We start from the raw sequence: 11,793 nt of genomic DNA on the forward strand, positions 1-11,793 counted from the left end.
CACAGTGCACGCTCATTCCGTCGCCGCACGGTGCGGTGGTGACATCTGCCACCGACCCACGCCCCCACGCCCCCGACAGCGCCGAGCCGAACCCCGCCTCGCCGGGACCGGCCGCCGAGTCCCCGCCGCCCGCCGCCCCCGTACGGCCACCGGAGAACGCACCGCGCTGGTCGCTCCCGGCGCTGATCGGAATCATGATCCTGGCGGGGGTGCTGTACTCCTGGAACCTGTCCTCCTCCGGTCTGAACAGCTTCTACAGCGCGGCCGTGCTCAGCGGCACGCAGAGCTGGAAGGCCTGGTTCTTCGGCTCGTTGGACGCGGGGAACTTCCTCACCGTCGACAAGCCGCCCTTCGTGCTGATGGTGATGGGGCTGTCCTGCCGGATCCTCGGCTTCGGCACCTGGCAGATGATGGCCCCGCTGATCGCCTCCGCGCTCGGCACCCTCTGGATCCTGCACTCCTCGGTGAAGCGGGTCTGGGGCCACGGGGCCGCGGCCGTCGCCGCGCTCGTGCTCGCCCTCACCCCCATCACGGTCGCCATCAACCGCGACAACAACCCCGACACCCTCCTCGTCTTCCTGATGGTGGCGGGCGCGGCCCTCGCACTGCGCGCCGTGCACAACGGCAGGCTGCTTCCGCTGCTCGGCTCGGCCGCCTGCTTCGGCCTCGCCTTCAACACCAAGATGCTCCAGGGCTACATCGCCCTGCCCGCCGTGTTCGCCGTCTACCTGTACGCGGCGAACACGGGCCTGGTGAAGCGGATCGTGAACCTGTCGCTCGCGGGCGTGGCCCTCGCCGTCTCCAGCTTCTGGTGGGCGGCGGCCGTCTCCCTCGTACCCGCCGACGAGCGGCCGTACATCGGCGGCTCCACCGACGGCACGGCCTGGAACCTGATCATGGGCTACAACGGCCTGGGCCGGATCCTCGGCGGCGAGGGCAACGGCGGAGGCGGGGGCGGCGGAGGCGGCGGCTTCTCCGGCACCGCGGGCCTCGGCCGGATGTTCAACGACGTCCTCGGCGGCCAGATCTCCTGGCTGCTGCCCTTCGCTGCCATCGCGCTCATCGGCGGCCTGGTGCTGTGCGGACGCGCCCCGCGTACGGACCTGACGCGCGCCGCGCTGGTGATGTGGGGCGGCTGGACGGCCCTGCACTACCTGACCTTCAGCCTCGCCGAGGGCACGATGCACCCGTACTACACGACCGCGCTCGCCCCCGGCATCGCGGCCCTCTGCGGAGGCGGCGGCCTGATGCTGCTGCGCGCCTTCCGCACGGACAAGCGGTGGCTGTGGGTGCTGCCGGCCGCGTTCGCGGTGACGGGTGGGTGGGCGGTCGTCCTGTTGCGCCGGGCCACCGACTGGAACACCTGGCTGTGGCCGGCGATCGCGGTGGTCATGGTGGCCGGGGTCGTGGGCCTGGTCGTCTTCCGTTCCGGCGGCTCCGGCAACCGTGTACGGCTGCTGGCCGCCTCCCTCACCGCGGCGGTCGTCGCCTCGGTCGCGGGCCCCGCCGCGTACGCCGCCACCGAGCTCTCCGCCACGGGCGGCGGCATGGGCGGCACCAACCCGACCGCCGGGCCGACGACGGGGAGCGGGACGGGCGGCTTCGGTGGTGGGGGCAACCGCGCGGGCGGCGGCGGTCCCGGTGGCGGTGGATTCCCGGGCGGCGGCCAGAACGGCCAGGCGAACGGCCAGGCCGGCGGTCAGGCCAACGGGCAGCAGCCGGGCGGCGGTCAGACGGGTACGCCCCCGAGCGGGGCGCCCGGCGGCACCCAGCAGGACGGCACCCAGCAGGACGGCACCCAGCAGGACGGGCAGTCCGGCGGAACCGGCACCGGCACGCCCCCGAACGGCACCGGCGACCAGCAGTCCGGCGGCGGCCAGGCCCCGCAGGGCGGCACGGGCGGCGGGCCCGGCGGTGGCATGGGCGGCGGAGGAGGCGGTATGGGCGGCGGCGCCGACACCGAGCTGGTCTCCTACCTGAAGAAGAACCAGGACGGCGCCACGTGGCTGCTCGCGGTGTCGAGTTCGCAGAGCGCGGCCCAGCTCATCCTCAGCAGCGGCGAGCCCGTCATCTCCATGTGGGGCTGGTCCGGCAGCGACCAGGCCATGACCCTCGCCAAGCTCAAGGAGCTGGTGAAGAACGGCGAGCTGCACTACATCCAGCTCGGCGGCGGCATGGGGGGCGGCCGCGGCGGCAACTCCACCCTCAGCTCCGAGGTGACCGCCTGGGTGCAGGAGAACGGCACGGCGGTGGACGCGAGCGAGTACGGCGCAAGCGCGACGTCGGACTCGGGCGCGACGTCCGGTGAGAACAGCCAGTCGGCGAGTGTCTACCGCCTGGACCCGTCGGACGTGACGTAGCCACAGGCCCGACGCACCTCGCAGGAGAGCCCCTGGACGGACCCGCGTCCAGGGGCTCTCCGCCAGTTACCGATCCCTGACATTCGCACGTACAACCGATGAACCCTGAGTCGAGTCGGACTACACGGACGCGACGCTTCCGTCCGCCGGAACCGCCGGACCCCACCGACTCGAAAGGCACGTGCATGTCACGAGCAGGAGCACGACGCAGCACCCGCACGGCACGAGTGAGCGCCCCGTTGGCAGCGGTGGTGCTGCTGGCCGGCGGCCTGACCGCCCTGTCGCTCGGCCCGGCCTCGGCGGCCCCCGCGGCGGTGGGCGCGGCGGACGACTTCAACGGGGACGGGTACGCCGACCTGGTCGTCGGCGCACCGAACGCCACGGTGTCCAGTAAGGCCAAGGCGGGCTATGTGGCCGTCATGTACGGCTCGAACAGCGGGCTCTCCACGACGAAGAAGAAGCTCGTCAGCCGTTCGACGAGCGGCGTGCCCGGCTCCGCCACCGCGAACCAGCGCTTCGGCTCGACGTTCACCAAGGGCGACCTGGACCGGGACGGCTACGGCGACCTGGTGATCGCGGGCGGCACGGCGGGCTCCGTGATCCTCTGGGGGTCGGCCTCCGGGCTGACCGGCGGTACGAGCATCGCCGGGTTCGGGGCGGCCCCGCAGGCGGGCGACTTCGACGGCGACGGCAAGACCGACCTCGCGCTCTTCTCCGCCCAGGACGTCGGCGGCGACGACCCCGAGGGTGCCCCGGCGGCCCTGTGGAAGGGCCCGATCTCCCGCGCCGGCCAGCCCAACGCCGTACTCCCCCTCCTCGACAAGTCCCTGTGGTGGGGCTGGAACGAGGACGACGCGTCCTGCGAGACCGGCGGCGGCTGCGAGAACGGCCCGTCCTCCATCACCGGCCCGGTCGTCTCCGGCCAGGTCGGGGACGTCAACGGCGACGGCCGGGACGACCTGGTCCAATGGCACTACACGGGCGACGGCACCTGGGGCAACCGCCTTCTCCTGGGCGGCGCTTCGGGCTTCACCCGCGGCTTCGCACCCGGCGACGACACCAGCCGCGACCCGGCCGGCACCGGCATCGGCGACGTGAACGGTGACGGCTACGACGACGTGGTCGTGGGCGCGGAGGGCTGGTCCGACCAGGTCCGCGTGGCCTACGGCTCCGCCACCGGCCCGTCCGAGGCGAACGTCCAGACCTTCGACCAGGGCCTGGCCGGCTTCCCCGGCGCGCAGGAGGACGGTGACCTGGTCGGCTCGGCGGTCTCCGTCGCCGACGTCACCGGTGACGGTTACGCCGACCTCGCCCTCGGCATCGCGTACGAGGACATCACGGACATCACCAACGCGGGTTCGGTCGCCCTCGTCCCCGGCAGCGCCTCCGGCATCACGGGCGCCGGCACCCAGGTCTTCCACCAGAACACCGCCGGGGTCCCCGGAGTCGCCGAGGCGGACGACAAGTTCGGTGCCACCACGGCCCTCCTGGACGTCAACGGCAACGGCCACCCCGACCTCGCCGTCGGCGCTCCCGCCGAGAACAGCGACAACGGAGCCGTCTGGGTCCTCCGCGGCACGGCCACCGGCCTGACCACCACATCGGCCCTCGCCTTCGGCCCCGGCGACGTGGCGGGCCCGGCCACGGACGCGATGTTCGGCGCGGCCCTGCGCTGAGCGCCGGGCGACCCACGCGACCGGAGCAGGGGTTCCGATCCGCCGGGTCGGCGTGACCGCGAGGAGGCGGTCACGCCGAACCCCCGCCGGGTCCGGCCGGGCGGGCCTCACTCGGGGAACAGTGCCGTCTCCGCCGCCGTACTGCTGAATCCGTTGGTCGTCGTGATGCGCAGCCGGACGTCGTCCCCGGGCCGGAACTGACCGCGGTCGAGCTGGACCGTGGGCTCCTTGAGTCCGACGCCCAGGGTCTGCCAGGTGCGGCCGCCGTCCGCGCTGACCTGTGCGGAGTAGGAGAGGTCGGGCTCAGGGTCCCGGTCGAACTCCAGGTCCATGCCGAACATGCCGTCCTCGGCACTCGCGTACCGAGCGGCTCGCAGCGTGGGCGGGCCGCCGCCCGGCCGGAAGGTGTCCACCACCTGGCCGTCCACGACCAGTTCCACGGCCTCCGGAGCGGGGCCGACGGGCGCCACCGCGTCGATCAGGCCGGTCCGGTCGGCGCCCGGCTCCGGTTCCGAGCTCAGTTTGACCGGCACCTGGATCTCCTGCGGCGGGGTCCCACCGGACTGCAGGATCCGCAGCAGGGCTGTCGGGGGCTGTCCGCCCTCCGCCGTCTCCGGCGGCGGGGCCTGCCCGGCCGGCGGGCTCGGTGGCACGGCCGGCCGCTCCACCGGGTTGACGAACCGGATGCTGCCCTCGACGCGGGTCAGGTTCACCGTCCCGACGACACTGACGAGTTGCCCGGGCGCACCACCGTCCGGGCCGGGGCCCGCCACCGCCGCCCGCGTGCCGGGGCCGGTCGACGTCACCCTGCTCACGGTCCGCGTGGGGCGGCGGTCGTCGGGCCGCCCGCGGCTGCCACCGAGCCCCGCCATGACCGCGGCGGTCAGCGGCGGCGTGGGCGCGACCGTCGGGGTCGGCTCGGCGACGGGGCCGGTGCCCGACACGAGGGCGTCCTCGGCGAGCAGACGGCGCCGTACACCCTCATAGGTGTAGGAACTGATCCACTGGAATGTGCAGTACGTCATCACGTCGTGCCACTGCTCTCCCGGAAGTGCCGTCATCGGCAGGCCGAGGGCCGCGTCACCGACGTCGAAGCCGACGAACCCGTGGGTCTCGTCGCCGAGCTGGCCGTTCTTGATGGGGTAGTTCAGCAGGTCGTCGTGGCTCTCCCCGCAGAAGCCGGGGTGTCTGCGGCCCAGTGTGTGGGCCAGTTCGTGGGCGCCGTACCAGTCGCCGTACACACCGTCGAAGTCCCAGCCGTAGGGGAAGGCGCCGGTGGGTCCCGACGCCACGGTGGTGGGGTCGGGCAGCGTCGGTATGCCCGAGGCCGCCCCGCGCATGAAGAAGCCGCTGTCGGCGACCAGGCCGTAGTAGTGCGTGCGCTGGTCCCCGCCGGCGCTCATGTCGAGCGACCGGAGCGCGGCGAGCTGGGCGTTGACGTCCTCGGCGTCGAATTCCGGCGGGACGACCGCGTCGACGACCGCGCGCGAGCTGATGACCTCGGCCACCGGATAGGCGCGCCCCAGCCAGGAGACCAGCGCCAGGTAGTCCTTCTCCCGTGGGGCGCGCATGTCGGCCGGGCTGCCGAAGGGGTAGCGCACACCCAGGACGCGCAGGCGCAGCGGCGGCCCGGTCTTGAACCAGACCGTGGGTCCGGCGGGACCGGTGAGCGGCAGCGGGGTCCCGCTGACGGCGTCGACGACGTTCACCGCCGTGACGCTGAGCGGGCCTTCGGCCGTGAGCCAGCTGGGCAGCAGGAAGTTGAGGCTGAGTCCGGCGTCCCCGCGGCACGTGGCGAGGTCGTGGGGCTGGGCCGGATCGAGGGTGATCGCGTTGACCGAGGTGATCGTGCCGGCCGGTTCCGCCGGGGAGCGGCGGACGGCGATGGCGCCCCGCACGGAGACCGCCGGGCCGGAGGTACCCCTGAGGTACAACCGGACGACGGTGGTCTTTCCCGCGATCAGGGTCACCGAGTGGTTGAGGTCCTGTACGGCTTGGGTGATTTCCGCCGCGTCCAGAACGCACTGTGACTGAGATGCCATGGCCGAACCCCCAGAGCGGGTGGTTTGTTCCCCCGGAACAGGTGATTTTCCCCCATTTGCTCCCTATGCCCACTTTAGTCGTGGGGCCCCTGTCCCGCGCGTCGGCGGACGGCCCCCCGCCGTTGCCAGAACGGCAGTTCCGGCCAGCGGGTCTCCGCCGTGTACGCCTCCGCCCGATGGCGTACGTAGGCGGTGGCGACGCCGTCGAGGAAGTCCGTGTACGAGGCCAGGACCGGGCGGGGCGGTGCGCCCGCGAGGCACAGGGCCGTGGCGAGGCCGGCGCGGGCTCCGCCGTGCAGCGCGGTGAGGATGCCCTGGGAGGAGAGCGGGTCGAAGGCCAGCGCCGCGTCACCGGCGGCGATCCAGCCCCGGCCGCCGTACGGCGTGAGGCGCAGGCCGTGGGCTGCGCTCCAGCGCGGGACCGGCGGATCGGCGAGGTCCCGGGACGTGAGGCGGGCGCCGATGTACCGGGTGCGCAGGGCCGCGCGCAGGAACCCGTCGGGGGTGCGCAGCCGGGGGTCGGCGAGGTCGGGGTCCGTCAGGTGGGCGACGATCCGGCCCACGGGAGTGAGCGTCGTGTACCACCACCCACCGGGGACCGCTTCGACGACGGTCCTGGCCTCCCGGTCCGACTCCCCCGCCGTGGACGGACGGTGACGCGGCATCAGCACATGGGCGGCCACGAGCCGGTCCTCGCGCCGACGGACCGCTCGACGCCGGGCGAGGGCGGCGCGCCGTCCCGTCGCGTCGACGGCCCAGGAGCAGCGCAGTTCCCGTGTGCTGTCCCCCTGGCGCACGAGCAGGCGCAGGCCGGGGCCGTCGTCCACGGCGTCCACGGCCCGCCCATGGAGCGGCTCGGCGCCCGCCGCGTGGGCCGCCTCCCGCAGGAACGTGTCGAAGCGGAGGCGGTCCAGCTGCCATCCGGCTCCGTACGGGTCCTGCACCGGGCCGCGCTCGTGCAGCGCGGGCGAGCCCCAGGAGACGGACATCCCGGTGGAGCGCAGGTGGGGCGGGGCGGTGCCGTCGGGCCACAGGTTCAGGTCGCGCAGCAGTGGGGCGGCGGCCGACGGCAGGCTTTCGCCGATCTTGTGGGCTCCCGCCCCGGACGCGGGTGGGTCGTCCACGATCGCCACGCGCCGGCCGGCCCGGGCGAGCACGAGGGCGGCCACCGCGCCGGCCGGTCCCCCGCCGGCGACGACCGCGTCGTACACCTCATGACGCGTCACCACTGACCGCCGGGGCCGGCGGTCGCGTGCCGGGTCAGGTGCCGGGTCGTGTGCCGGGTCACGTGGCGGGTCAGGTGCCGGGTCACGTGCCGGGTCAGGTGGCAGGTCAGGTGGCAGGTCACGTGCCGGGTCATCGGTTGCCCGGGAAGCGGGCGACCTTGGCGATGTAGCCCGCCGACAGCTCCTCGTCGGGTTCCTCGGCGAGGGCGACGGCGGTCGCCAGGACGGCTTCCCGCAGCCGCTCGTCGGCGGCGAGCGGCACATGCAGGCTCAGCAGGTTGCGGCCGCGCGGCGGGGCCGGCTCGGCGGGGAAGGAGACCTCGGACTCGACGAGCATCTCGGCGGGCAGCAGGGGGTCGTCGGTGGCGCCCGGACGGCGTTCGACCAGGCCGAGCCGGCCGAAGTCCTTCACCATGGCGTTGATGGTGGCCTTGTAGGGCTTGGGCAGCCAGCGGTCCCAGGGGGCCCTCCGTGCGAACGCCGCGAGCCGTTCCTCGCGCGGGCGCGTGGTGTCGACGGCGATCAGGTAGTCCTCCTCGGCGAGGACGTGGTTGGGCACGCGGGCGGGCCAGAACGTCGGCAGGTACGGGTCGTACCGGCTTTCGTACCCGGAGCGGCAGCTCGCGGTGTCCGTCTGCCAGGGCACGGCCATCCACCGGGTCAGGTGGCCGGGGCCCTGGGCGTACAGCGGCCCGTCGTACGCCAGGGCGGTCTGCGGGGTGAGCACCCTGCCGTACATGCGGTCGGGGCCCGGCGGGAGGTGGCGGATGCGGAACGGCGCGCTGTACAGCGTGGTGTGGCGCATCGGCCAGGTGATCTCGCAGCCGGGGTGGAAGGCGTCGGCGAGGCAGAAGGACAGGGCCGCGCGGTCCAGGGCGGCGGGCCGGTCGGCGAGCGGCAGCCGGTCGAGGGGCTTGGGCGTGGCGGCGGCACCGGGGGCAAGGTCGGGGACGAACTCGCCGCGGGTCCAGCGTGCCAACAGCCGTGTCTGGAGCGGGGAGAGAGCCAGGTACTGGCGGGCGGAGACGGCGGGCAGGCTCATCGCGTCGCCGTAGACGGGCGGCCAGGGTATCGGTGACGTGCCGTCCCGGTCGGGGTCCCGCATGGCCTTCGAGATCTGCCGGCGCAGTTCCTCGTGGCGTGCGCCGGGATCGGCGAGGGCGGCCAGCAGGTCGGGGTCGAGGAAGTGTTCGCGTCCGCCGTGTCCGAACAGGGTGGCCAGGCCCTGGTTGACCCATTGCAGATCGCACAGGCGGCGCAGGATGGGCAGGATGTCGTGGGTGAAGGAGACCTTCTTCGGTTCGGGGAGCGTTCCGGCCGTGACGAACGCGTCGCGGAGGAGGTCGTACAGCGTGCGCACGGACTTCAGCTCGGGCGCGTAGTTGGGCGGGCCGACCACCACCCAGGCCGGTTCGACCGGCAGTACGCGGCCGTCGACCCGGACCTCGGCGGTGACCGGGCCGTCGGAGATGTCGTCGTACCAGCCGTCGTTGTTGGCGAAGTCCTCGGCCTCCTTGAAGTCGACGGACTCGGCGACGCCCCGGCCGCCGAGGAAGATCAGCCGCCCGGCCCCGTCGGTGCGCAGCTCGCCGAGGTAGACCGGGATGCGGAGGAACCTCCCGGTGTCGAAGCGCAGTTCGGGACCGCCGGCCCGGTCGCGGCCGCGTACGGAGCGGCTGCCGGGGTCGATGACCAGCCTGCCGCGGTCCGGGCCGGCGACCAGGGGATTACGGAGCTGGCTCTCCTCCGCCCGGGCGGCCTCGGGGATGTCCAGGGCCAGCTGGAACTGGTACCAGGCGGCCTTCTTGTTGGCGACGTGCACGGTCCAGCGCACCTCGGCGTTGTCCGCGGTGAGTTCGGCCACCGGTTCCCCTGCCGCGTTGTAGCCGTAGATCCGGAACCGGGCCGCCTGCCGCTTCAGGGCGCCGGTCGCGTCCTTGTACGAGCCGGTGGGCAGCGGGGGTTCGTCCTCGGTCTCGGGGGCGAGGACGAACCCGTCGGCGCTGTCGCCGACCCGGGCGACGCCGATCGCGGGGTGGATGGCGGCCCGCACGACCCGGGTGTCGCGCCCCGGAGGCTCGGTGGACGGGGGCCGGGCGGGGCCGGGTTCGGCGGCCGGGATGCCGCCCGCGTCACGGCGCCGGTCGGCCGACGCCTTGTAGACCGTCCTGCGGGCTTCGGCGATGCTGCCGACGGGTCGGTGCTCGGCGAGGCTGTGCCAGGGGTTGAACGCCAGGTTGGCGCCGTACGCCGACTGCCCTCGGCCACGGACGTCCTGCCGGTTGAGGGTGAGCCGGGCGACGGGGACCGGGGCGCTCACGGTCTCGTCCCAGCGCACGGTCGCCCGGTCGAGCGGCATGGCCTCGGCGTCCGTGCGGAACTGCACGAGCAGGTCGAAGGCCGCGTCACCGGCGGCGAGCCGGTGCGCGAGGTCGGTCCCCAGATAGCCGGGGTTCTCCTCGGGCGGGGTGGCCGCCGGGTCGGCGGGAGCGCAACCGGCGGGCACCAGCTTGTACTTGACGAACCGCTCGGTGCTCTCGGCGCTCTCGGCGCTCTCGGTACCGAAGGCGTACGGCAGCACTCCCCAGTAGGTGGCCGTCAGCACGCTGTCCTCGGTCTTCGCCATGTCGTCGAGGATCCGCCGGGTCACCGGGTGGTCGCGCAGGTAGGACTCGTAGTCGTGGTGGACCACGCCGGCCCGGGTGAACTCGCACATGTCCCGAGCCGTGTCGACGAAGAACACGTCGTGGTTCTGCATCAGCAGGTCCTGGGTGTCGGCGTCGCGCTCGCCGTCGAGCAGCTTGGCTCCGGGCACGCCGAAGAGCTTGACGCCGACGCCGAGAGTGGTGAGCAGGTCCGGGCGGCTGGGCACGGTGTCGCTGGAGAAACGCACCCAGGCGGTCAGCCCCTCGGGCCGCTGCCGGGCGAACTCCAGGAATCCGACGCGCAGTTCGTCCGGGAGGTCGGCGCGGACGGTGAGAGTGCCGCGGGCGGTGCCGTGCGGCTTGAGGAAGACCGGCCGTTCCACGGGATCCTGCCCTCGGGCGATGCGGTCGCCCTGGGACCGGTCGACGAACATGTCCTTCAACGCGGCCCCGGGATCCGACGAGCAGTCCGGCACGGACTGGTCGTCGTTCTCGGAGGGCCCGGAGGACGAGGAAGCGGAAATGACGGCCATGGCTCGATCTCCCGCGATGTGGCGCTGCACCGGGATGCGCACCGGGACGCACAGGGCTCGTGGAGCGATGTACAGGCGCGCACCGTCCGTACAGCTCTCCATGCTGACAAACAAGCGTGCGCCGCGCGACCGAAGGGCGGGCCGGAGCCATGCACGCGGCGGGGGGCGAGGGGCGGTCATGCGTCGGCGCCCGGGGCGAGTGCCGTCGAGTCGCACGTCACCTGGAACTCCACCAGACTGGACCGTAGGCCCGCGCCGCCGAACACCGCCGAACGCGGACGAACGCGGACGCCGCGCCGGCCCGTGCGACGCCGTCGTCCTCGTGACCGCGCGATGCGCGACCGGCGCCCCAACCGTCCACTCGTGCAACGGATTCGGGAGGTGCCTTCATGGCCACCGAACACGACAGCCGGGACCGTCTGGCAGCCGAACGCGCCGATATGCCGCTGGTACGTCTCCTGGAGGCGGCCCGCGAGCGAGGCCGGGAGGTGGCCCGGCCTCCGAGCACGACCACGCCACCCGCCCCGCGCGCGGTCACGACGATCCGGGTCGGGGAGAGCCCGCACAGTGTGGCGGTGAGCCCCGACGGGACCCGTCTCCACGTGACCGACTTCAGGGCGGACTCCGTGGTGGTCGTCGACCTCTCCCGCGAGGAGGTCGTGGACACGATCACGGTCGACGAGGGTCCGTACGGTGTGGCGGCGAGCCCGGACGGCACCCGTCTGCACGTCACGGTCCCCAACGCCCGCCTCCTGCTGAAGATCGAGCTCCCGGACGACGTCTCCGGCAGCCATTTCGGCCAGGCGCCGTACGGGGTGGCCGCCTGTGCGGACGGACAGCGCGTCTGTCTGGCGCTGGCGCTGGAGGACCGGGTGTGGGTCACCGACCAGTTCGCCATGGGCGACTTCGCGACCGTACCCGACCTCGACTTCCCGGTCGGCGTGGCGGTGAGCCCCGACCAGAAGTACCTCTACGTGACCCACTACTTCTCCGGCAAGGTGTCCGTCGTCGACCTCGACCGCACCGCGGTGGTCTCGACGATCCCCGTCGCCACCGGCCCGTACGGGGTGGCGGTGACCCACGACGGGGCCCGCCTGTACGTGGCCCACTTCCCGTACGACACCGTCTCGGTGATCGACATCGCGCGGGGCGAGGTGGTCGACACCATCCCCGTCGCTGACGGCCCGCGCGGTGTCGCGGTGAGCCCCGACGGATCCCGCCTCTACGTCACCAACTTCTTCGCCGGCACCGTGTCGGTGATCAGCTTGTAGCCGGCACGGTGCCGTGCGGGTGACGCCGCGAGACCGGGCG

Annotated in this window: 6 protein-coding genes; 3 read left to right on the forward strand and 3 right to left on the reverse strand. The window is 73.3% G+C overall.

Features of this window, described 5'->3' with window-relative positions:
- Positions 1-38 precede the first annotated feature (38 nt).
- Both OG272_RS18050 and OG272_RS18055 read left to right on the forward strand, forming a co-directional pair.
- Positions 39-2,360 carry an ArnT family glycosyltransferase gene (locus OG272_RS18050; RefSeq protein ID WP_405894044.1) on the forward strand — a complete coding sequence of 774 codons (2,322 nt, stop codon included), beginning with the start codon at positions 39-41 and terminating at the stop codon, positions 2,358-2,360.
- 185 nt (positions 2,361-2,545) lie between these two features.
- On the forward strand, positions 2,546-4,036 hold the full coding sequence (locus OG272_RS18055) for an FG-GAP-like repeat-containing protein (protein WP_405894046.1): 1,491 nt from the start codon (positions 2,546-2,548) through the stop codon (positions 4,034-4,036).
- A 107-nt stretch (positions 4,037-4,143) separates the two neighbouring features.
- On the opposite strand, the gene OG272_RS18060 is transcribed toward OG272_RS18055, so the two are convergent.
- The 3 genes from OG272_RS18060 to OG272_RS18070 all read right to left on the reverse strand — a co-directional run bounded on the left by OG272_RS18060 (position 4,144) and on the right by OG272_RS18070 (position 10,482).
- The gene (locus tag OG272_RS18060) at positions 4,144-6,078 is read right to left on the reverse strand and encodes a hypothetical protein (RefSeq protein ID WP_326582620.1); all 1,935 of its coding nucleotides are present in this window, start codon (positions 6,076-6,078) and stop codon (positions 4,144-4,146) included.
- A 74-nt stretch (positions 6,079-6,152) separates the two neighbouring features.
- Positions 6,153-7,304: a tryptophan 7-halogenase gene (locus OG272_RS18065; RefSeq protein ID WP_405894047.1), complete on the reverse strand. Its 1,152-nt coding sequence runs from the start codon at positions 7,302-7,304 to the stop codon at positions 6,153-6,155.
- A 130-nt stretch (positions 7,305-7,434) separates the two neighbouring features.
- Positions 7,435-10,482, reverse strand: a complete 3,048-nt coding sequence (locus tag OG272_RS18070; RefSeq protein WP_328223145.1) for a LodA/GoxA family CTQ-dependent oxidase — start codon at positions 10,480-10,482, stop codon at positions 7,435-7,437.
- Between the two features lie 389 nt (positions 10,483-10,871).
- Here OG272_RS18070 and OG272_RS18075 point away from each other — a divergent pair, with 389 nt between their 5' ends.
- The gene (locus tag OG272_RS18075) at positions 10,872-11,753 is read left to right on the forward strand and encodes a YncE family protein (RefSeq protein ID WP_328223146.1); all 882 of its coding nucleotides are present in this window, start codon (positions 10,872-10,874) and stop codon (positions 11,751-11,753) included.
- The last annotated feature ends 40 nt before the right edge of the window (positions 11,754-11,793 follow it).

This window comes from Streptomyces sp. NBC_00104 (assembly GCF_045160825.1).
Taxonomy (GTDB): Bacteria; Actinomycetota; Actinomycetes; order Streptomycetales; family Streptomycetaceae; genus Streptomyces.